Origin of the sequence: Stenotrophomonas sp. NPDC047960 (genome assembly GCF_043204395.1) — a bacterium.
Classification (GTDB): Bacteria; Pseudomonadota; Gammaproteobacteria; order Xanthomonadales; family Xanthomonadaceae; genus Stenotrophomonas.
This window is the reverse complement of the sequence record NZ_JBIDBX010000004.1, coordinates 353,021-374,400: the sequence shown is the minus strand read 5'-3', so window position 1 is coordinate 374,400 and position 21,380 is coordinate 353,021. Positions and strand designations below refer to the sequence as shown.

The following is a 21,380-nucleotide window of genomic DNA, read 5'->3' as shown; positions in this document are numbered from 1 at the left end:
CCGGTGCCGCGTTTCGTTAATGCGCTGTGATTTCCGCGGCCACGACCACTCGGATTTCACACCCGGTTGGTTCATGATTGCGAAACCGTTCACCGCACTGCTGTTATCCCTCGATCTGGTTTTCCCCCTATAGAGCGCCCATGAAGAAGATGCCTCGCTGGTTTGCCGTGTTCGCGGCTTTGTTGTTCCTGCCTTTCGCCGCCGCCGCGCAGCAGAGGGGCCTGGACATCGACATCATCGGCGGTAACGCCTCCGCGTTGCCCATCACCGTGGTGCCCATGCCCTACCAGGGCTCAACCGCTGCCCCGCAGACCGACGTGGCGCAGGTGGTCCGCGCCGACCTGGAGCGTTCGGGCCAGTTCCGCACCCTCCCCGAAGCGCAGATCGTCGAAAAGCCGACCCGTGGCGGTGAGATCCAGTTCGCCACCTGGCGCGCGCTGAAGCAGAACTACATCGTGGTCGGCCGCGTCATGGACGCCGGTGCCGGCGCCTACCGCGTCGAGTACGAGCTGTATGACGTGCCCAAGGGCGAGCGCCTGCTGGGCCTGGCGATGACCGCCCGTGGCAATGCCATGCGCGACGTTGCCCACCAGATGGCCGACGCCATCTACGAAAAGATCACCGGTGTGCGCGGCGCCTTCTGGACCCGCATCGCCTACGTCACCGCCAGCGGCAAGGGCGATGCCATGCGCTACGCGCTGATGGTGGCTGATTCGGACGGTTTCAATCCGCAGACCATCGTGCGTTCGGCCGAGCCGCTGCTGTCGCCTTCGTGGAGCCCGGACGGCAACCGCTTGGCCTATGTGAGCTTCGAACGTGGCAATTCGGCGATCTACATCCAGAACATCGCCACCGGCGCCCGTGAGCTGGTGACCAGCTTCCGCGGCATCAACAGCGCCCCGTCGTTCTCGCCTGATGGCCGCCGACTGGCCCTGTCGCTGTCGCGCAGCGGCAACCCGGAAATCTACGTGATGGACCTGGGCAGCAAGCAGCTGACCCAGCTCACGAACCACTTCGCCATCGACACCGAGCCGACCTGGAGCGCAGACGGTTCCAGCGTCTACTTCACCTCCGACCGTGGCGGCCGCCCGCAGATCTACCAGGTGTCCTCGAGCGGTGGCAGCGCCTCGCGCGTGACTTTCCAGGGCAACTACAACGCCACCCCGAGCATGTCCTACGACGGCAAGAAGCTGGTCGTGGCGCAGGGCAGCGGCAATACCTACAAGATCGCGATGATGGACAGCAGCCTGGGGTCCCCGCGCTGGAGCACGCTGTCGCCGGGCTCGCTGGATGAGTCCCCCACGTTTGCGCCCAACGCAAGCATGGTGCTGTACGCCGCCCGCGAGGGTGGTCGTGGCGTGTTGTATGCCGTGTCGGCTGATGCGCGCGTGCGCCAGCGGCTGGTCCTGGCCGACGGTGATGTTCGCGAGCCTTCTTGGTCGCCATACCGTACAAAGCGCTAACAGAGTGTTAAGATCCGCACGTATTCATCCCTACATCCGGCTTTAGGAGCCTCAAAGGTAACTACATGAACAAGACCACCCGCGTTTTGCTTGTCTCCCTGCTGTCCGTGGCCGCTCTGGCCGGTTGCTCGAAGAAGGTCAAGGAACAGCCGGCTGCTCCGGTTGACACCGGCAGCACCTCGCAGCCGACCGGCCCGTCGACCTCCGGCCTGTACGGCCCGGGCGACCTGGACACCGATGCCTGCCTGCGCCAGCGCGTTGTGTACTTCGACCTGGACCAGGACGCAATCAAGCCGGAATTCCAGGCCCAGATGGCGTGCCACGCCAAGTACCTGCGTGACCGTCCGTCGTCGCGCATGACCCTGCAGGGTCACACCGACGAGCGCGGTTCGCGCGCCTACAACCAGGCCCTGGGTGAGCGTCGTGCCAACGCCGTGTCCTCGGCGCTGCAGGCCAACGGTGGTTCGGCCAGCCAGATCACCGTCGTGTCCTACGGTGAAGAGCGTCCGGTCTGCACCGAATCGGCCGAGTCCTGCTGGTCGCAGAACCGTCGCGTCGAAATCGTCTACACCGCGCAGTAATCCATGCGCATCGGCATCAAAAACCTGATGCTGGTCGTTGCGGCAGCCTTCTTGGCTGCCGCACCGGCGCAGGCCCAGCGGCAGAGCCTGGCCGACCGCGTTGGCGCGCTTGAGCAGCAGGCCTACAACAACAGTTCCAACCAGGACCTGTTGAACCAGGTCAACCAGCTTCGGCAGCAGATCCAGCAGCTGCAGAGCACGGTTGAGCAGCTCCAGAACGAAAACGCCCAGCTCAAGCAGACCTCGCAGGACCAGTACCTGGACCTGGACGGGCGTCTGAACCGTATCGAAGGTGGCTCGGCCCCGATCCTTCCGGCCGCTCCGGCCACGAATGCACCGGCCGTCGCCCCGAAGCCCGCCGTACCGGCAGCGGCCGCCATCGAGCGGCCGCCCTCCGTGCATGGTGACCCGGGCAGCCTTGCTGCCAGCGGCGACGAGCGCACCGCGTACAACGTGGCTTTTGATTCGCTCAAGGCCGGCAAGTACGACGACTCGGCCCAGCTGTTCCTGAGCTTCCTCGAGCTCTACCCCAATGGCGTCTACACCCCCAACGCGCTGTACTGGCTGGGTGAAAGCTACTACGCCACCCGCAATTTCCCGCTCGCCGAGGCTCAGTTCCGCGACCTCATCGCGCGTTACCCAACCCACGACAAGGCCTCTGGTGGCCTGTTGAAGATCGGCCTTTCCCAGTACGGCGAAGGCAGGATCGAGGAAGCCCAGGCCACCCTGGAGCAGGTCGTCAACACCTATCCCGGCTCCGACGCCGCGCGCACCGCGCAGGACCGTCTGCAGGCCATCCGCCTCGGCCAGCAGATCCGCTGAGGCCCCGACCGGTCAAGGCCGGTATAATCAAAGGTCGGCCCGGCTGTTTCGGGCACCGTAGAGCCAGGCTTTGCCTGGCTGCTCTCGTTTCCGTATCCGCACACCAGACCCCCACGATGACCACCCCCCAGTCCGCCGCCGCCGCGCTCCCCAGCGAGATCGTGCAGTCGCCCCTGCCACGGCTGAAGATCACCGAGATCTTTACCTCCCTGCAGGGCGAAGCCGATGCAGCCGGCTGGCCGACCGTGTTCGTGCGCCTGACTGGCTGCCCGCTGCGCTGCACCTACTGCGACACCGCCTACGCCTTTCACGGCGGCACCTGGTGGGACATCGACGAGATCGTGCGCGAAGTGCTGGCCCAGGGCGTCCACCACGTGTGCGTGACCGGTGGCGAGCCGCTGGCGCAGAAGCGCTGCCTGGTGCTGCTTGAGAAGCTCTGCGACGCCGGCCTGGACGTCTCGCTGGAAACCTCCGGCGCACTGGATGTCAGCGGCGTGGACCCGCGCGTGTCGCGCGTGGTCGACCTCAAGACTCCCGGTTCGGGCGAAGTGGGGCGCAACCGCCTGGAAAACCTGCCGCTGCTGACCCGCCGTGACCAGATCAAGTTCGTGCTGTGCAGCCGCGAAGACTACGACTGGGCGCGCGCGATGGTGCGCGAGCACCGCTTGAACGAACGCTCCATGGTGCTGTTCTCGCCCAGCAAGGGCCAGGTCAGCCCGCGCGAGCTGGCCGACTGGCTCGTCGAAGACCGCCTCCCGGTGCGCTTCCAGATGCAGTTGCACAAAATTCTCTGGGACGACGAACCGGGCCGCTGAGCCCGTTCGTTGCCCCCTTGATGTACCGGCGCGGGACAGCGTGCTGGCTTTCCCGCAACCCACCGGAAACACCCTCATGAAGAACGCAGTTGTCCTCCTGTCCGGCGGCATGGATTCCGCCGCCGTCGTCGCCATGGCCCGCGAGCAGGGCTTCGCCGTGCATGCCCTGAGCGTGCGTTACGGCCAGCGCCACACCTCCGAACTGGACGCCGCCGCCGCCGTGGCCAAGGCGCTGGGCGTGGTCGCGCACAAGACCGTCAACGTGGACCTGCGCAGCATCGGCGGCTCGGCGCTGACCGACGACATCGACGTGCCCGAAGCGGGCGGCGAGGGCATCCCGGTCACCTACGTGCCGGCACGCAACACCATCATGCTGTCAGTCGCGCTGGGCTGGGCCGAAGTGCTGGGCGCCAACGACATCTTCTGTGGTGTCAACGCGGTGGACTACTCCGGCTACCCGGACTGCCGCCCCGAGTTCATCAGCGCCTTCCAGACCCTGGCCAACCTGGCCACCAAGGCCGGCGTGGAAGGGGCGGGCATCCAGATACATGCACCGCTGCAGTTCCTGAGCAAGGCCGACATCGTGCGTGAAGGCGTGCGCTTGGGCGTGGATTTCGGCCTGACCGTGTCCTGCTACAACGCCGACGACAGCGGCGCGGCGTGCGGCCACTGCGATGCCTGCCGCCTGCGCGCGCAGGGCTTCGCCGACGCCGGCGTGGCCGACCCGACCCGCTACGCCTGATCGCCGGGGTACGCCTGCGGCGCAAGATGGGTTAGAATGCGCACCCCCGGCGCGAAGTCGGGGCATGCAATGGGCCGTTAGCTCAGTCGGTAGAGCAGAAGACTTTTAATCTTTTGGTCGATGGTTCGAATCCATCACGGCCCACCACTGCATCAGATAACTAAAGGTGCCCGATGGGCGCCTCTTTTGTTTCTGGCGAAGACGTCGGTCACAACGCGCAGCACTCGCCACCGGTGTCATACTCGTTGTATGCCAGAGCGTGTTTCCGGTGGATACAATCCATTGATCCCGGTAGCTCCCGGGCGCTGACATGTGCTCTCCAGTGAAGATTCTCCTGACAGGAAGTTCAGGCCGGGTTGGTCGCGCCATCTTTGGCGCCCTGGCCGCCCGCCACGAGGTGGTGGGCATTGACCGCAGTCCGTTTGCGACCACGCGTCACGTGGCCGATTTCACCGATACCCGGGTGCTCGCCAGGGCGCTGCAGGGCGTGGACGCGGTCATCCATGCCGCTGCGTTGCACGCGCCGCACGTGGGCCTTTTCAGCGACAGCGAATTCCAGCGCATCAACGTGGAAGGCACCCGCACGCTGGCAATGCTGGCGCGCGAAGCAGGAGTGCGGCGGCTGGTGTTCACCAGTACCACTGCGCTGTACGGACACGCCATCGTACCGGGGCGCTGTACCTGGGTGGACGAACAGACCACGCCCCAGCCCCGCACCGTCTACCACCGGTCCAAGCTGGCCGCCGAACAGTGGCTGGAAGAGGCCGCAGGACCCGACCTGGATGTGCGCGTGATCCGGATGTCGCGCTGCTTTCCGGAGCCGCCGGAACGCATGCTGTTGTACCGGCTGCATCGGGGGATCGATGTCCGTGATGTGGCAGATGCGCATGTGGCCGCGCTGACCAACGGCGGCCCGGCGTTCCAGCGCTATCTGGTGAGCGGCTGGACACCGTTCCAGCGGGAGGATTGCGAGGCGCTGGTGAAGCGTCCGCGTGACGTCCTGGCCCAGCGCTGCCCGCAATGGCTGGCCGAGTACGACCGTCGCGGCTGGACACTGCCGGTGGTGGATCGCATCCATGACGCGCGCGCTGCCAGTGTCGGGTTGCAGTGGCGCAGCTGGCGTGGGCCGGAAACGATCCTGGAGCAGCTGGCGGTGGGTAGCATCGAGGTGTTGCCCGATACCGTCCGCGTCGAAGACTGCACCATTGAATAGGCCATGTACACGCCGCCTGAGCGTGGCGTGGCGCAGACTATGTCGGTTGAGTAACGGCGCTGTGGAGGTGCCATGAACCGTTTTGTCCTGATCGGCCTGGGCGCACTCGCGCTTGTGGCCTGCAAACCCACGCCGACTGATACGACGGCTGCACCCACCGCGCCTGCCACGAGCGAAGCCGCGTCCAGATCGCCGAAGCCGGCGCCCGCACCAGCGGCGCTGCCTGCGGCGGGTTCCGAGGGCCCGTCGTTCGACTGCGCCAAGGCCGGCTCGGATGCAGAGAAGACCGTCTGCGGCGACGCGCGGCTGTCGGCATTGGATCGCGAGCTGGCCGGGTTGTACAAGGCGGCGCAGACCGGGCCGGGCGAGCTGGACGTGGCTGCTGAACAGCGCGGTTGGATCAAGGGCCGCGATGCCTGCTGGCAGGCGGTGGACGCCAGCCGCTGCCTGCTCGAGTCGTACCAGACCCGCATCGTCGAGCTGCGCCTGGCCGCGGCCAATGGGCCGGGACCGGCGGCAACCCAATACCAGTGCGACGACGCCAGCAAGCCGCTCTCGGTGGTGTTCCACAATGAGTTTGACCCGCAGGCGGCGGTGATCCGGCTGGGCCGCGACCAGGCCATCGCGTTTGCCGCGCCCTCAGCCAGCGGCAGCCGCTACACCCGCGAGGGCGTGGAGTTCTGGGAGCACCAGGGCGAGGCCACGCTGGAGTTCTACGGCACGCGCCTGAGCTGCAAGGTGGCGGGCAGGTAAACTGAAGCGGGTGCCGGCACAGGCCGGCACCGCCTTGCCGCTCAGCGCACGCGGCGGTAGCGCACTTCGTTCTGGCGGTCGCCCACTTCGGTGGTGACGAATCCGTCGCGGCTCTGGTTGATGTCGAACACGCTGTTGCCCACGTTGAGCTGTCCACCATTGACCCAGCCGGACAGATTCTGCCCGCTGGCCTGGGCGGACATCCGGCCATCGGCTTCGATGCGCATGCGGATGTCGGTGTTGTACATCGGGTTGTAGCCCTCGAACTCACCGACCATCCAGTTCGGCACGTACGAGCTATGGCGCGCGCCCTGGTAGTTGCCATCGTCGTAGCGCTCGTCCTGCTTGTTGGCGTTGTGCACCAGCGCGCCCAAAATTGCCGCACCAACCAATACGCCGGCAGCCACCTTCGCATCGTGGTTGTCGTCATCGCGGTCATGGTGCCGGTCATCGCCGCGCACCCGGAAAGAGGCGCGGCAGCCATCGTCCACCCACACATTGCGGCGGTCGTAATCCCAGCTGCGCCCTTGGCGGCAATCAGCGCCGGACAGCTTGCGATCCAGCGTTACATAGCCGGCGTAGGGCAACGCACAGGACTGGTAGCGGTTGTCGCGGCTTTCGCAGGTAACGAAGTCGTCAGCACGCACGTCGGTGAGCGAGGCCAGCAGCAACAGGGGAGTGCCAAGCAGCAATCGGGTCTGCATGATCAGGAGTCCGGCAAGGGAGGTTCACGTGCCGAACGATGCGCAGGGGTTGATGAAATCCTGATGAAAGCGGGGCGTGGCCAGCGCGCCCCTTACGCGGGGGCCTCAGGCCGCGCGATCCACATCCTCGTCGCCGAAACAGGCGCGGATGGCATCCAGCAGCTCGCTCATCGAATACGGCTTGGGCAGGAAGTGGATGCCGGGGGCCAGCTGGGGGGTCACCCGTTCCGGCTGCAGGCCGGAGGTGACCAGTACCGGCAGGCTCGGTTGGTGCTGGCGGATGCGGTGGGCGGCTTCAATGCCGCTCAGCCCGCCCAGGCAGACGTCGGTGAATACGAGGTCGAAGCGCTCGCCGGCCTGCAACAGGCCCAGGGCGGCTTCTGCCGAGCTGACGGCGGCCACGTCGCAGGCCTGGCTTTCCAGCGCCATGCGGCTCAGTTCACGGGTGTCTTCGGTGTCTTCAATCAACAGCACGCGCGGTGTCACATGGCGCTTGGACAACAGCATGACGCGGGTCCCCTGCAGGGTTTGGGTGGAAAGGCGCGGCAGTATGGGCAGCGGCGGGTGAGGGGATCGTGCAAAAAACGTCAGCCAGGCGTTGGGCTGTTGTGCGCCGCTCAGGTCGGTCACGGTACAGTCAGAGCCTGACCCCGAATGGAGCCAAATCGATGCAATGCCCCGTATGTACGACCCAGGCGCTGGTGATGTCCGAGCGCCAGGGCATCGAAATCGATTACTGCCCGCAGTGCCGGGGCGTGTGGCTGGACCGCGGTGAGCTGGACAAGATCATCGAGCGTTCGGCCGGTGCCGCTGCGCCCGCCCCGGTGCCGCAGCCTCCGCCGACGCAGCAGGTCCATCAGCAGGTGCAGCACCGTGACACCCGCCACCTGGGCCAGCAGCATTACGGCGATGCGCAGGGCTACCGCAAGAAGAAGAAGGAAAGTTTCCTGTCGGACCTGTTCGATTTCTGATCGCCCAGGCGGTCCGTGCGCCGGCCCTGCTCAGGGCCGGCGCAGGATGAATTCCAGGTCGCGGCTTTCGCCCACCGGGAATTCATAGCTGCCCACCTGCACACAGCCGTAGCGCGCGTAGAAGCGCTGCGCGCCAACGTTCTCCGACCAGACGCCCACCCACAGGGTGCGGCGCCGGGGCTGGTCCAGCCAGTCCAGGAACGCGTCCATCAACCGTGCCCCATGCCCGCCGCCCTGATGGCTGGTCTGCACATACAGCCGCTTCAGTTCGATATCGCCTTCCGTCGCCAGTGCATGGGGCAGGCTGTTCGGCCCTGCGGCGAGATAGCCGATCGCCTGCCGTCCATCGAAGAGCAGCCATGCGGCACTGAGCGGGTCTTCAAGCTCGCGAAGCTGGGGTGCGGGAGCGTAGTGCGCCTCGAGGAATTCATGCAGGTCCTGCGGCGGATACGAATCGCCAAAGGTCTCTGTGTACGTGGCAATGGCCACGGCGGAGAGCAGCTCGGCATCGGCAGGCGTTGCACGTCGGATCTGCAGTGCCATCAGAACCAGACCCGCACGCCGGCCACCCAGCGGGTGTCGCGGGTGTGCTCGCCCGCCGCCTGGTGGTAGTCGGCCGTGTCGCCGAACAGGCGCTCGTGGCTGATGCCGATGTAAGGGGCGAAGCGACGGCTGAACTCGTAGCGCAGGCGCAAGCCAGCCTCGACCTTGTTCAGGCCCGTCCCCATGCCGTGCTCGGGTTCGTCCTTGGCGGCGAGCGTGGCCTCCACCAGTGGCTGCAGGATCAGGCGGTTGGTGAGCAGCAGCTCGTACTCGACCTCCATCGTGGCCGCCACCTGTCCGCCTTCGCCGACATACGCCGTCGCCGAGGTTTCGAACTTGTACGGGGCCAGGCCCTGGATGCCGAACGCGGCCCAGGTGCGCGATTCCGCCGGGCGGAAGTCCTGCTTCACGCCCACGAGCACGTCCCACCATGGCGACACGCTGCGCCCGTACAGCACTTCGAGATCGGACGATTCGGTGCGCCCGCCGCTGCGTTCGCCTTCGCTGCGCAGCCACAGGCGGTTGATGTTGCCGCCGACCCAGCCGCTGGCTTCCCAGGCCTGGCCGGTCCCGTGTTGGCCATCCCAGTGTTCCAGCCGGTTGATCAGCAGCAGGCTGTGGACGTCGGGCGCGTGTTCCATCGCATCATGGTTGATGGGCGGGAAGGCGGCCGTACGGTCAGCGTCGGTGACCGGCGGGATAGGCTCACGCGGTTCGCTGGGCGCGGTGCCATGGCCCATGGCGGCGTGATCCATCGTCGAGTGATCCATCTGCGCGTGGTCGTTGCCGCCGTGGTCCATGGTCGAATGGTCCATCGTTGAATGGTCCATTTTCGAGTGGTCCATTTTCGAATGGTCGACCGCTGCCGGTGCAGCCGCCGGGGCTGCATCGGTGTGCCCACGCGACTGGGCCCAGGCAGGTGTGGCCATGGCGGTCAGAAGCGCAACAGTGAGTGCCTTCATTCTTCGATCCTCACTTCGCGCATCATCCCTGCTTCCATGTGGTAAAGCAGGTGGCAGTGGTAGGCCCAGCGGCCCAGTGCATCGGCGCGCACGCGGTAGCTGCGGCGGGTGCCGGGTGGCATGTCGATGGTGTGCTTGCGCAGGTGGAATTCGCCGGCGGCGTTTTCCAGGTCACTCCACACCCCGTGCAGGTGGATGGGGTGCTGCATCATCGTGTCGTTGACCAGCACGATGCGCATGCGCTCACCGTAGTTCAGGCGCAGCGGTTCGGCGCTGGCAAACGGAATGCCATCAAAGGACCAGCTGAATTTCTCCATGTGCCCGGTGAGGTGAAGCTCGACCTCGCGCGACGGCTCGCGCCCGTCGGGATCCTCGAACAGGCTGCGCATCGCGCCATAGGTGAGCACCTGGCGGCCGTTGTCGCGCAGGCCGATGCCGGGGTCGTCGAGCTTGGGCTCCGTGGCCGAGCTCTGCATGTCGACCAGCGGGTTGCCGTTCTCGCTCGGTGCGTGGCGCGGGGCCTTTTCGCCACCGCCATGGCCAGCGTGGCCCATGTGGGCGCCGCAGCCGCCTTCCATGCCTTTCATGTCGTGGCCCATGGCACCCATGTCATGCCCCATGTCGCTCATGGTCAGCAGCGGGCGCGGGTCACGGGTGGGAATCGGCGCCTGCAGCCCGTGGCGCACGGCCAGGGTGCCGGCAGCGTAGCCGGTACGGCCCATGTCCTGGCAGAAGATGGTGAAGGCATCCTGGCCGCTCGGTTCGACGATCACGTCGAAGGTTTCGGCCGGCGCGATGCGGAATTCGTCGATGCTCACCGGGTGGATGTACTGACCGTCGGCGGCGACCACGGTCATCTTCAGGCCGGGAATGCGCACGTCGAAGTAGGTCATCGAACCGCCGTTGATGAAACGCAGCAGCACCTTTTCGCCGCTGCGGAACAAACCGGTCCAGTTGCCGGCCGGTGCGGTGCCGTTGAGCAGGTAGGTGTAGGTGTGGGCGTTGATGTCGGAAATGTCGGTGGGGGTCATCCGCATCCGGCCCCACATGCCGCGGTCGGCGGTGGCCGCGCTCCAGCCATCGCGGCGCACGTCGCGCAGGAAATCGGGCAGCGTGCGCTTGTAGTAGTTATCGTGCTCGGCCAGCTTCTTCATGCGCCGGAACAGTGCACCGGGGTCCATGTCGGTCCAGTCCGAGAGCAGGATCACGTGTTCGCGGTCGAACCGGTAGGGGGCCGGCTGCAGCGGATCGATGATCAGCGCGCCGTACAGCCCGGCCTGTTCCTGGAACATGGAGTGGCTGTGATACCAGTAGGTGCCGGACTGCTTGAGGGTGAACCGGTACTGGTAGGCCTCGCCCGGGGCGATGCCGTTGAAGCTCAGGCCGGGCACGCCGTCCATGTTGGCCGGCAGCAGGATGCCGTGCCAGTGGATGGAGGTGGGGTGGCCCTGCAGGGCGTTGGCCACGCGCACGTTGACGGTGTCGCCCTCGCGCCAGCGCAGGATCGGTGCGGGCAGGCTGCCGTTGACGGTGATCGCCGGACGGGTGCGGCCGGTGAAGTTGGCCTGCGATTCGCCGATGCTCAGCTGGAACTGCTGGCCGCTGAGCACCTGGGGGGCGGTGGCCACGCGCGGACCGGCGCTGGCCAGGGCACGCGCGGGTACGGCACCGGCCAGGCCGGCAACCACGCCGCCAGCGGCCAGGCCCTGCACGAACAGGCGTCGCGACGGTACGGGCGGGGCGCCCGCGCCGGGGAAAGAGGGGTGTGACATTGCAACTCCGAATCGGATCCGAGGGCACGCGCAGGTGCCGGCAGGACGCGCGTGCATCAGCACGGCATCGCGGTTACGCAGGCGTTCGTGGTGAACGCGCGCTCAGGCGATGGGAGGGCGGGTGATGCGGTCCAGCGGCGGGCTGGGCAGGGACGGCTGCGCCGCGTGCAGCAGCACCGGCGACGGCGGTGGGGGTATCGGAAGCCAGGCGATCTGGGCGGTCAGGCTGGGCTGCTGGGCGCAGCTGCGCAGGCAGTCCTTGATCCTGCAGTGCTCGCCGTCGTCCGGCGCCGGGGCCGGTGTCTGGGCCGGGGTGCTGTGCAGGGCGGCATGGTCCTGGCCATGGCAGGGCGGTGCGGACGCGTCCTCTGCGGCGGTGGGCGTGGCCATGGCCAGCACCATGGGGCCGGCCATGGCCGCGTTCAGCCCGTTGAGCAACAGGCTGAGCATCAATACCACTCGCAGGAGCAGGCCACCGGCGGACATGGGCGCCACCTTAGCGCCAAATTGCACAGCGCGCACCCGTGCCTGAACGGGGGATTCAACTCTGGACGTGGGTCCGGCTGGGGCCGCGCGCATCAGCCTTCTTCGCGGACGATTTCGACCAGCCGCTCGCCATAGCGGGACAGCTTGGTGCCACCGATCCCGCCCACTCGGCCCAGCGCGTCGATGCTGGTAGGGCGCTGTTCGGCGATATTGCGCAGGGTGCTGTCGTGGAAGATCACGAAGGCCGGTACGTTCTGCTCGCGCGCCAGCTCGGCGCGCAGGCCGCGCAGGGCGTTGAACAGGGCCAGGTCCTGCGGCAGCACCGACAGGCCGGTGCGCTGGCCGCCGCGCTCGCGTTCGCGGGTCCTGGCGCTTTCGCGGCGCATCATGACCTTGCGCTCGCCCTTGAGGACCTGGCGGCTGCCATCGGTCAGGCGCAGACCGCCGTAGGCGTCGCTGTCCACCTCCAGCAGGCCGGCGGCGACCAGTTGGCGGAACACGCTGCGCCAGGTGCGTGCGTCGAGATCCTTGCCGATGCCGTAGGTGCTCAGTTCGGTATGTCCGAACTGGCGGATCTTGTCGTTCTCGCCGCCACGCAGGATGTCGATCAGGTGGCCCACGCCGAACCGCTGCCCGCTGCGGTACACACAGCTCAGCGCCTTCTGGGCGGCCACGCTGGCATCCCAGGCATCGGGCGGCTGCAGGCAGTTGTCGCAGTTGCCGCACGGCTGCGGATAGGTTTCACCGAAGCCGGCCAACAGCACCTGTCGGCGGCACTGCATGGATTCGCAGTAGCCCAGCAGGTGGTCCAGCTTGGAACGTTCCAGCGCCTTGCGCTCTTCGCCCGCTTCGGATTGCTCGATCATCTGCTTCAGCAGTACCACGTCGCCCAGGCCGTAGCAGAGCCAGGCCTCGGCCGGCTCGCTGTCGCGGCCGGCACGGCCGGTTTCCTGGTAGTAGCCTTCCATCGACTTGGGCAGGTCGGTGTGGGCGACGAAACGCACGTCGGGCTTGTCGATGCCCATGCCGAAGGCGATGGTGGCGCACATTACGATGCCGTCTTCGCGCAGGAAGCGGCGCTGGTTGGCCGCGCGCACCTCGGCCGGCAGGCCGGCGTGATAGGGCAGGGCGTTCATGCCCTCCCTGCACAGGAATTCGGCGGTCTCCTCGACCTTGCGCCGCGACATGCAGTACACGATGCCCGCTTCATCGCGGTGGCCGCGCAGGAAATCCAGCAGCTGGCGCTTGGCGTTGTCCTTCTGGACCACGGTGTAGCGGATGTTGGGGCGGTCGAAAGAGCTGACGAAGTGCTGGGCATTGGTCAGGTCCAGCCGCTCGGCGATCTCGCGCTGGGTCGGCGGGTCGGCGGTGGCGGTCAGCGCGATGCGCGGCACATCCGGCCAGCGCTCGTGCAGGACGGTGAGCTGGCGGTATTCAGGTCGGAAATCGTGGCCCCACTGCGACACGCAATGGGCTTCGTCAATGGCGAACAATGCAATGCGGCTGCGCGCCAGCAGGGACAGGAAACGGCCGGTCAGCAGCCGCTCGGGCGCCACGTACAGCAGTTCCAGCTCGCCGGCAGCCAGTTCGCGCTCTACCCGGGCTGCGGTTTCGCCATCCAGGGTCGAATTCAGGTATTCGGCGCGCACGCCCAGCTGGCGCAGGGCTTCCACCTGGTCCTGCATGAGCGCGATCAGCGGCGAGATGACGATGCCGGTGCCCTCACGCAGCAGGGAAGGCACCTGGTAGCACAGCGACTTGCCGCCGCCGGTGGGCATCAGCACAAGCGCGTCATTGCCGGCCGCGACATGCTCGACGATCGCCTGCTGCGGACCGCGGAAATCGTCGTAACCAAAGATGCGGTGCAGCAGTTCGTGCGCGGGGCGGGAAGACATCGCGCTAGTTTACCGGTTCCGGCGGGCGTTCCCCGTCCGGAATTCCCCCGACGGAGCATCGGGGGAACGGGGCCGGGCGTTACTGCAGGAGCGAGCGGAGCATCCAGGCGTACTTTTCGTGGGTCTGCAGGCGCTGGGTCATCAGGTCCTCGGTCGGAGCGTCGTCGGCACCGGCGGCCACGTCCAGCACCTTGCGGGCGGTACGACACACGGCCTCGTTGGCAGCCACCAACTGGCGTACCATTTCACGCCAGTCGGCGCTGTCGGTCAGGCCCGGTTCCTCGGCGATCGAGGTCAGGGCGGCGAATTCGCGGTAGGAGCCCGGGGCATTGAAGCCCAGCGCGCGGATACGTTCGGCCACGTCGTCCAGCGCGGCCCACTGCTCGGTGTACTGGGTTTCGAACATCAGGTGCAGCGAGTTGAACATCGAACCCGTCACGTTCCAGTGGAAGTTGTGGGTCTTCAGGTAGAGCGTGAACGCGTCCGCCTGGAACGCCGACAGGCCATCGGCGATCTTCTTGCGATCCGTTTCCTTGATCCCGATATCAATGTTCGGGGCAGACGGTGCTGACGCTGCCAGCTTCTGCTTGGCGGCCTTGGGTTTGGCCGGGGTCTTGGTCTTCGCCATGGGGGAAATCCTCGTGTTGGATGGGATGGCCTTCACAATAAGTCAGACTAACCTTCAGTTGCACTCATAAGTTCAAAACGATTCGATTGATGACCGCTATCAAAAAACCCGAAGCTTCGTCCCTGTCGTCGCAGCAGGCCGCCATCGACGGGGCCATGAGCCGTGATCGCGGTCGTCTGCTCGGCATGCTCTCGCGCTGGCGGGCCAGACCGGCCGATGCGGGCGTGGCGGCGGCATTCCAGCAGGCCTTGGAGGCATCCGTGGAGAGGCGCCAGGCGCGGGCGCGCAACCAGCCGTCGGTCAGTCTGGACGACAGCCTGCCGATCGCGCGTGAAGCCGAACGCATCACCGCGCTGATCCGCGAACACCAGGTGGTGGTCATCGCCGGCGAAACCGGATCGGGCAAGACCACCCAGCTGCCTAAACTGTGCCTGGCGGCCGGGCGTGGCGTGGCCGGGATGATCGGCTGTACCCAGCCGCGGCGGATCGCCGCACGTGCGGTAGCCACCCGCGTGGCGCAGGAACTGCACTCCGAGCTGGGTACCCTGGTCGGCTATCAGGTGCGCTTCACCGACCGGGTCGGGGACGATACCCGCATCAAGTTCATGACCGACGGCATCCTGCTGGCCGAGATCAGCAGCGACCGCTGGCTGTCGCAGTACGACACGATCATCGTTGACGAGGCCCACGAACGCAGCCTCAACATCGATTTCCTGCTCGGGTATCTCAAGCAGCTGCTGCGCAAGCGGCCGGACCTGAAGCTGATCGTCACCTCGGCGACCATCGATACCTCCCGCTTCGCCCAGCACTTCGACGATGCGCCGGTGATCAGCGTGGAAGGCCGCACCTTCCCGGTGGAAGTGCGCTACCGCCCGCTGGAAGGCGAGGGCGGTGGCGACGAGGACGGCGGCCGCGATGGCGAACGCACCGTCAATGATGCCGTGGTGGCTGCCGTGGATGAGATCACCCGGCTCGACCCGCGTGGCGACATCCTGCTGTTCTTCCCGGGCGAACGCGAGATCCGCGACGCGCACCAGGCGCTGGAACGGCGCAGGTACCGCGAAACCGAAGTGCTGCCGCTGTACGCGCGGCTGTCGGTGAAGGACCAGGACGCGGTGTTCAACCCGGGAAGCAAGCGCCGCATCGTGCTGGCCACCAATGTGGCCGAAACCTCGCTCACGGTGCCACGCATCCGTTATGTGATCGATCCGGGCCTGGCCCGGGTCAAGCGCTACAGCCCGCGCCAGAAGCTGGACCGGCTGCATATCGAGCCGATTTCGCAGGCCAGTGCCAACCAGCGCAAGGGCCGTTGCGGGCGCGTCTCTGCAGGCATCTGCTACCGGCTGTATGCGGAGGCGGATTTCCAGTCGCGCGCCGAATTCACCGACCCGGAAATCCGCCGTTCCAGCCTGTCCGGGGTGATCCTGCGCATGCTGCAGCTGGGGCTGGGCCGGATCGAGGATTTCCCGTTCCTGGAAGCTCCCGACGAGCGCGCCATTGCCGATGGCTGGCAGCAGCTGGGCGAGCTGGGCGCGGTCGACAACGACCGCCGGCTCACCCCGATCGGCCGCCAGATGGCGCGCCTGCCGGTGGATGTGAAGCTGGCCCGCATGCTGGTCGCCGCGCAGGCGCAGGGCTGCCTGCGCCCGATGCTGGTGATCGCCTCGTTCCTGGGCATCCAGGATCCGCGCGAACGCCCGCCCGAAGCGCGCGCCGCCGCGGACAACGCACACGCGCTGTTTGCCGACGGACGTTCTGAATTCGTCGGCGTGCTGCGGCTGTGGGAAGGCTACCGCCAGGCCCACGAAGACCTGACCCAATCCAAGCTGCGCGGCTGGTGCGACCGCCACTTCCTGGGCTTCCTGCGCATGCGCGAATGGCGCGAGCTGCACCGCCAGCTGCGGGTGCTGTGCGAAGAGCTGGGCTGGAGCGAAGAGCCCGCGGACAGTGCAATGGCCCCGTTGCTGGCCGGTTCGTCGGCGCCCGCGCCCGTTCGCGATGATGCCGAGAAGGCCAAGGCCACCCGTGGCCAGCAGCACCGCGCCGCCCGCCTGGCCCGCGAGCGCAAGACCGAAACGCCGGCCGCCACTGCGCCTGCGGCCGTCCCGGCAGCGACCGACGAGGCCCGCAGTGCCTTCAGCGAGCGCGTGCGTGCCGCGGCCTACCAGACCCTGCATCGCGCGCTGATCGCCGGCCTGCCGACCCAGATCGGCCACCGCAGCGACAAGGGCGATTTCCTGGCCCCGCGGCAACGCCGTTTCCTGCCGTTCCCCGGTTCGGTCATGGCCAAGCGGCCGCCGCCGTGGCTGCTGGCGGCCACCCTGCTGGATACCCAGAAGGTGTGGGGCCTGACCAATGCGGCGATCGAGCCGGACTGGGTGATCGCCGAACTGCCGCACCTGCTGCTGCGCAAGCACTTTGATCCGCACTGGTCGCGTGCGCAGGGCCAGGTGCTGGCCTCGGAGCAGATCAGCCTGTTCGGGCTGGTGCTGGCGCCGAAGAAGCCGGTGCACTACGGCCGCATCGCCCCGGGCGAGGCGCACGACATTTTCGTGCGCCAGGCGCTGGTCACCGGCGAGATCAATACCCGCGCCAGTGTCATCGCCGACAACCTCAAGGTGCTGGAGCAGGCCCGCGAAGAAGAAGCCAAGCTGCGCCGCGCCGGTATCGTAGCCGATGAAGGCTGGCAGGCGCGCTGGTACCTGGACCGGATTCCGGCGGAGATCCACTCGGCCACCGGGCTGGATGCCTGGTGGAAGGCGCTGGCTCCAGACAAGCGGCGCGCGCTGGCATGGACGCTGGCCGATCTGCTGCCGGGCGAGGGCAGCGATGCCGAGCGCTATCCCAAGTACCTGCCGCTGGGCGATGCGCGGCTGGCGCTGCACTACCGCTTCGAACCAGGCAGCGAGGACGATGGCGTCAGTCTGGATGTGCCGTTGCATCTGCTCAATGCGCTGGACCCGGCACGTCTTTCATGGCTCGCGCCGGGCTTCGTGGCGGACAAGGCCTCCGCGCTGATCCGCAGCCTGCCCAAGGCCATGCGCCGCAACTACGTGCCTGCGCCGGACTTCGGGCGTGCCTTCGCCGAGGCCTTCCCGGTTCCCAGCGCCGACGACCTGCGTGGAGAGCTGGCCCGGTTCCTGTCGCGCGCCACCGGCGCGCAGGTGGCGGCCATCGATTTTGATGAAAGCGCGCTGGACCCGCACCTGCGCATGAACCTGCGCCTGCACGATGCGCAGGGCAAGCTGCTGGCCGCCTCGCGCGAGCTGGAGGCGCTGCGCGCGCGCTTCGGCGAGCAGGCCGGCGATGCGTTCGCCGCACGCGCTGGTCGCGCGCTGGCGGCCGAAGGGCTGCGCGATTTCCCGGCTGCTCCGATTCCGACGCAGGTGCCCGGTGAAGCCGGCGTGCCGGCGTATCCGGCGCTGGTCGATGCCGGCGAATCCGCCTCACTGCGTATCTTCGCCGACCGCAACGAAGCGCTGGAACAGCACCCGCGGGGCGTCCGCCGCCTCATGGACATCGCGCTGGCCGACAAGGCAAAGCAGGCGCGCAAGCAGCTGCCGGTGCCGCCCAAGACCGGCCTGCTGTATGCCTCGATCGAATCGCAGGAGCGCCTGCGCGGCGACCTGGTCGACGCGGCCATGAACGCGGTGCTGGCCGAAGGCCTGGGCGAGATCCGCGACCCGGCTGCCTTCGCCAGGCGGCGCGATGCCGCCGGCCGGGAGTTGTTTGGCGAGGCGATGGCGCGGCTGAAGCTGGCAGAGAACATCCTGGCGCATGTAGCCGAGCTCAAGCCGTTGCTGGAAGCCCCACTCATGGGTTGGGCGCGCGGCAACCTGGATGACCTGGAGCAGCAGCTGGCGGCGCTGGTCCACCCCGGGTTCCTGCGCGAAACACCGGCCGATGCACTGGCGCAGTATCCGCGCTACCTGCGCGCGATGATCCTGCGCAGCGAGCGCGCCAAGCGTGATCCTTCCCGCGACCAGGCCCGGATGCTGGAGCTGCGTCCGTTCCTGGACGCGCTGGAAGAGGCGCAGGCACGTGGCCTGCGCGACCGCCCACAGTGGCAGGCCTTGCGCTGGGACCTGGAAGAACTTCGGGTGTCGCTGTTTGCGCAGGAACTGGGTGCCAGGAGCGGCATTTCGGCCAAGAAACTGGCCCAGCGGGTGGCCGCGCTGCGTCAGGCGTGACGCGGCAACGCCCCGCGCGGCAGCCGCGCGGGGCGTGCCCTGTCATTTGACCCGGCGGACCTTGGCGCGGGTGTTGACGCCCTTGATCTGCAGGTACCACGCACCGATCATGCCCGGCGCGATGGACACTTCCGGATCGGTGCGACGCACGCCGGCCAGCGTGGTCTCGTCGGTCTGTTCCCATTCCTGCTTGTTGGCCAGCACGTAACGGCGGCCCTTGCCGAAGCCGCGGAATTCGCCCTGCAGCGTGCTTACGATCGGCTCGTTGCTGCCGAAGTCGAAGAAGCCGCGGTTTTTCACGATCACTTCCTGACGGCCTTCCTCGCGTGCTTCTTCGCGCACCTGTTCGCGCACCTGCTCACGCACGTCGGCGCTGACCGCAGCCACCTTGCCCTGCAGCCAGCCGTTGAGGGCGGCCAGTTCGGTGGGGCTCAGCTTGTCCAGGCCGGCGGCCTTGAATTCGGCCGGTGACATCTGCTGCTGCAGATCGCCTTCGACCACACGCTGGGCGAGGGCAGGCCCGGACACGGCCAGCAGGACGGCCGCAGCGGCCAACAACCTAAGACGGGAAAAACGCATGGCAGCTCTCCAGGAATGCATGATGGAACCGGTTCTGATTGTCCGGCAACGATACCAGCGCTAGTGTAGGGCTCTCTATCTTGTCTGCATGATGCTGTGAACCGCGCTTCTGTCCCCGGCCTGGATGGCTTGTTGAACCGACCGTCGGCGGCCTCGCTGCCCCCCGCGCTGCGCGATGCCCTGCTGCAGCGCTGGCAGGCCGACGATGCCGACCACGTCCAGTCAGCCTCCTGGCCGGTGCTGGCCGATACCGTGGATGCGCTGGCCCTGCTGTCGGCCGACGACAGCGCCCTGCTGGCGGCCCTGCTGTTCGACCTGCCGTGGTTGCGTGCCGGGCTGGATGCGCTTCCGCTTGGCAGCCACAAGGCTGCCGTGACAGGCCTGCTCGAGGGCCTGGACGCGGCCGACCAGGTCTGGGCGCTGCACGCTGGGCGCGATGCCGGGCGCAACAGCGAAGGCCTGCGCCGGTTGCTGCTGTCGATCATCCAGGACCTTCGGGTGGTTCCGATCCTGCTGGCCCGGCAGCTGGCGCGCATGCGCGCGGCCGACCGGCTGCCTGAAGAGCAACGCCGCGCGCTGGCCCAGCTGACCCGTGACATCCATGCGCCGCTGGCCAACCGGCTCGGCATCTGGCAGCTGAAGTGGGAACTGGAGGATCTGGCGTTCCGGCACCTGGAGCCGGATACCTACCGCCGCATCGCACGTGAAGTGGACGAAACGCGGTTGGCGCGCGAACGCTACGTCGAATCGGTCAAGAAGGTGCTGTCGCGCGAGCTGCTGGCGCAGGGCATCGAGGCCGAGGTCAGCGGGCGTCCCAAGCACATCTACAGCATCTGGCGGAAGATGCAGAAGAAGCGGCTGGCGTATGAGCAGCTGTACGACATCCGCGCGGTGCGGGTGATGGTCAAGGACGTAGCGGCCTGCTACGCCGCGCTGGGCGTGGTGCATTCGTTATGGGCGCCGGTGCCGAGCGAGTTCGATGACTACATCGCCCGGCCCAAGGCCAATGACTACCGTTCCCTGCACACCGCCGTGGTGGGCCCGGAAGGACGCACGATCGAAGTGCAGATCCGCAGCCACGACATGCACGCCCAGGCCGAGCTTGGCGTGGCCGCGCACTGGCGCTACAAGGAAGGCAGCAAAGGCGCGGAAAAAGCGTTCGATCGCAAGATCACCTGGATGCGCCAGCTGCTGGAGCAGTCCCAGGAAGGCCACGGCGGTGAGCTGGCCGGCGCGCTGGATGCGGAACTGACCGAGGACCGGGTCTACGCGCTCAGCCCCAAGGACGAGGTGATGGACCTGCCGCAGGGCGCCACCCCGCTGGATTTCGCGTACCACGTGCACACGATGGTCGGGCACCGCTGCCGCGGTGCGAAGGTCAACGGCCGCATCGTGCCGCTTACCTACCGCCTGCGCAGTGGCGACCGGGTCGAGATCCTCACCGGCAAGGAGGCCGACCCGCGCCGCGACTGGCTGCTGGCCTCCAATGGCTACCTGGCCAGCAACCGCTCGCGCGAGAAAGTGCGCGGTTGGTTCCACAAACTGGACCGGGCGCGCAACGTCCAGGCCGGGCGGGACCTGCTCGACCGAGAACTGAAGCGGCTCGGACTGGCGCAGGCCGACCTGGCCGTGGCGGCAAAGAAGTTCCATGCCGACAGCGTCGATGACCTGTACATCCAGGTAGCGCTGGGCGACACCGGCCCGCACCAGGTCAGCCGCGCCCTGCTCGAAGCCGAACGCGCGGCCACGCAGCCGGCGGTGCCCGCGCTGCCACGGCCCACGGCGCGCCGCGACAGCCTGGGCAAGTCCAAGTTCACCGTGCAGGGCGTGGGCAACCTGCTGGTGCAGCTCGCGCGCTGCTGCCAGCCGGTGGCCGGCGAGCCCATCGTCGGGTACCTGACCCGCACCCGTGGAGTCACCGTGCACCGCACCGACTGTGCCGCACTGGCGCGACTGTCGGCGGCCAGCCCACAGCGCATCCTGCCGGTCGAGTGGGGCCAGGCAGGCGGTGGCTACGAGGTGGATGTGGCGGTCGATGCGGTGGATCGCCGCTGGCTGCTCAAGGACATCACGAACCTGATCGCGCAGGAAGATGCGTACGTGCTGGACATCCACAGTGACAACGTACGCAACAGTGGCCGAGCGCACCTGCGCCTGCGCCTGAAGGTGAGCGATTACGGCCAGCTTTCGACGCTGCTGGGGAAACTGGATGCCTTGCCTGGCGTCAGCCATGCGCGGCGTCTGGGCTGACATCACGTGAC

Annotated in this window: 19 protein-coding genes and 1 tRNA gene; 11 read left to right on the top strand and 9 right to left on the bottom strand. The window is 67.3% G+C overall.

All coding sequences use genetic code 11. The annotated features are described in order from the left end of the window. Positions 1 to 140 precede the first annotated feature (140 nt). From tolB to ACGFZ3_RS11540, 8 genes are all read left to right on the top strand, one after another. Complete coding sequence (gene tolB, locus ACGFZ3_RS11575; RefSeq protein ID WP_392920831.1) at positions 141 to 1,463, top strand: Tol-Pal system beta propeller repeat protein TolB; 1,323 nt, start codon at positions 141 to 143, stop codon at positions 1,461 to 1,463. A 65-nt stretch (positions 1,464 to 1,528) separates the two neighbouring features. After that, the gene (pal, locus tag ACGFZ3_RS11570) at positions 1,529 to 2,044 is read left to right on the top strand and encodes a peptidoglycan-associated lipoprotein Pal (RefSeq protein ID WP_392920828.1); all 516 of its coding nucleotides are present in this window, start codon (positions 1,529 to 1,531) and stop codon (positions 2,042 to 2,044) included. 3 nt (positions 2,045 to 2,047) lie between these two features. After that, positions 2,048 to 2,866: a tol-pal system protein YbgF gene (gene ybgF / locus ACGFZ3_RS11565; protein ID WP_392920825.1), complete on the top strand. Its 819-nt coding sequence runs from the start codon at positions 2,048 to 2,050 to the stop codon at positions 2,864 to 2,866. Between the two features lie 116 nt (positions 2,867 to 2,982). Then, positions 2,983 to 3,681, top strand: coding sequence for a 7-carboxy-7-deazaguanine synthase QueE (gene queE, locus ACGFZ3_RS11560; protein WP_392920822.1), 699 nt, complete (start codon positions 2,983 to 2,985; stop codon positions 3,679 to 3,681). A gap of 76 nt (positions 3,682 to 3,757) precedes the next feature. Then, positions 3,758 to 4,423 (top strand): 7-cyano-7-deazaguanine synthase QueC, encoded by a 666-nt coding sequence (queC, locus tag ACGFZ3_RS11555; protein ID WP_392920818.1) that lies wholly within the window; start codon positions 3,758 to 3,760, stop codon positions 4,421 to 4,423. Between the two features lie 71 nt (positions 4,424 to 4,494). Next, positions 4,495 to 4,570, top strand: a tRNA-Lys gene (locus tag ACGFZ3_RS11550). Positions 4,571 to 4,745: 175 nt separating this feature from the next. Next, the gene (locus ACGFZ3_RS11545) at positions 4,746 to 5,636 is read left to right on the top strand and encodes an NAD-dependent epimerase/dehydratase family protein (protein WP_392920816.1); all 891 of its coding nucleotides are present in this window, start codon (positions 4,746 to 4,748) and stop codon (positions 5,634 to 5,636) included. 72 nt (positions 5,637 to 5,708) lie between these two features. Continuing rightward, the gene (locus tag ACGFZ3_RS11540; RefSeq protein WP_392920813.1) at positions 5,709 to 6,389 is read left to right on the top strand and encodes an MliC family protein; all 681 of its coding nucleotides are present in this window, start codon (positions 5,709 to 5,711) and stop codon (positions 6,387 to 6,389) included. 41 nt (positions 6,390 to 6,430) lie between these two features. Here ACGFZ3_RS11540 and ACGFZ3_RS11535 read toward each other — a convergent pair whose 3' ends face one another. Together ACGFZ3_RS11535 and ACGFZ3_RS11530 are read right to left on the bottom strand one after the other, a co-directional pair. Beyond that, complete coding sequence (locus ACGFZ3_RS11535) at positions 6,431 to 7,093, bottom strand: DUF3011 domain-containing protein (protein WP_392920810.1); 663 nt, start codon at positions 7,091 to 7,093, stop codon at positions 6,431 to 6,433. 105 nt (positions 7,094 to 7,198) lie between these two features. Beyond that, positions 7,199 to 7,600, bottom strand: coding sequence for a response regulator (locus tag ACGFZ3_RS11530; protein WP_392920807.1), 402 nt, complete (start codon positions 7,598 to 7,600; stop codon positions 7,199 to 7,201). 161 nt (positions 7,601 to 7,761) lie between these two features. On the opposite strand from ACGFZ3_RS11530, the gene ACGFZ3_RS11525 reads away from it, so the two are divergent. Then, positions 7,762 to 8,064 (top strand): zf-TFIIB domain-containing protein, encoded by a 303-nt coding sequence (locus ACGFZ3_RS11525; RefSeq protein ID WP_392920804.1) that lies wholly within the window; start codon positions 7,762 to 7,764, stop codon positions 8,062 to 8,064. A gap of 30 nt (positions 8,065 to 8,094) precedes the next feature. Here the strand turns inward: ACGFZ3_RS11525 and ACGFZ3_RS11520 are convergent, their stop codons facing one another. The 6 genes from ACGFZ3_RS11520 to ACGFZ3_RS11495 form a co-directional block, all read right to left on the bottom strand. Then, positions 8,095 to 8,607 carry a GNAT family N-acetyltransferase gene (locus ACGFZ3_RS11520; protein WP_392920801.1) on the bottom strand — a complete coding sequence of 171 codons (513 nt, stop codon included), beginning with the start codon at positions 8,605 to 8,607 and terminating at the stop codon, positions 8,095 to 8,097. Next, positions 8,607 to 9,569, bottom strand: coding sequence for a copper resistance protein B (locus ACGFZ3_RS11515; RefSeq protein WP_392920798.1), 963 nt, complete (start codon positions 9,567 to 9,569; stop codon positions 8,607 to 8,609). The genes ACGFZ3_RS11520 and ACGFZ3_RS11515 overlap by 1 nt, the downstream gene beginning before the upstream one ends. Further along, a complete protein-coding gene (locus tag ACGFZ3_RS11510; RefSeq protein ID WP_392920795.1) occupies positions 9,566 to 11,341 on the bottom strand; it encodes a copper resistance system multicopper oxidase in 1,776 nt (591 codons plus the stop codon). Before ACGFZ3_RS11510 ends, ACGFZ3_RS11515 begins: the two co-directional genes overlap by 4 nt. 102 nt (positions 11,342 to 11,443) lie before the next feature. Further along, on the bottom strand, positions 11,444 to 11,827 hold the full coding sequence (locus tag ACGFZ3_RS11505) for a CopL family metal-binding regulatory protein (RefSeq protein ID WP_392920792.1): 384 nt from the start codon (positions 11,825 to 11,827) through the stop codon (positions 11,444 to 11,446). A gap of 92 nt (positions 11,828 to 11,919) precedes the next feature. Then, positions 11,920 to 13,722, bottom strand: a complete 1,803-nt coding sequence (gene recQ / locus ACGFZ3_RS11500; protein WP_392920789.1) for a DNA helicase RecQ — start codon at positions 13,720 to 13,722, stop codon at positions 11,920 to 11,922. A 79-nt stretch (positions 13,723 to 13,801) separates the two neighbouring features. Continuing rightward, the gene (locus ACGFZ3_RS11495; RefSeq protein WP_392920787.1) at positions 13,802 to 14,350 is read right to left on the bottom strand and encodes a Dps family protein; all 549 of its coding nucleotides are present in this window, start codon (positions 14,348 to 14,350) and stop codon (positions 13,802 to 13,804) included. A gap of 89 nt (positions 14,351 to 14,439) precedes the next feature. Between ACGFZ3_RS11495 and hrpA the strand changes: the two genes are divergently transcribed. Beyond that, a complete protein-coding gene (gene hrpA / locus ACGFZ3_RS11490) occupies positions 14,440 to 18,540 on the top strand; it encodes an ATP-dependent RNA helicase HrpA (RefSeq protein WP_392920784.1) in 4,101 nt (1,366 codons plus the stop codon). Between the two features lie 42 nt (positions 18,541 to 18,582). Here hrpA and ACGFZ3_RS11485 read toward each other — a convergent pair whose 3' ends face one another. Then, entirely contained in the window at positions 18,583 to 19,119 is a 537-nt protein-coding gene (locus tag ACGFZ3_RS11485) for a hypothetical protein (RefSeq protein WP_392920781.1), read from the bottom strand. Positions 19,120 to 19,215: 96 nt separating this feature from the next. On the opposite strand from ACGFZ3_RS11485, the gene ACGFZ3_RS11480 reads away from it, so the two are divergent. Then, positions 19,216 to 21,369 carry a RelA/SpoT family protein gene (locus ACGFZ3_RS11480; protein ID WP_392920779.1) on the top strand — a complete coding sequence of 718 codons (2,154 nt, stop codon included), beginning with the start codon at positions 19,216 to 19,218 and terminating at the stop codon, positions 21,367 to 21,369. The last annotated feature ends 11 nt before the right edge of the window (positions 21,370 to 21,380 follow it).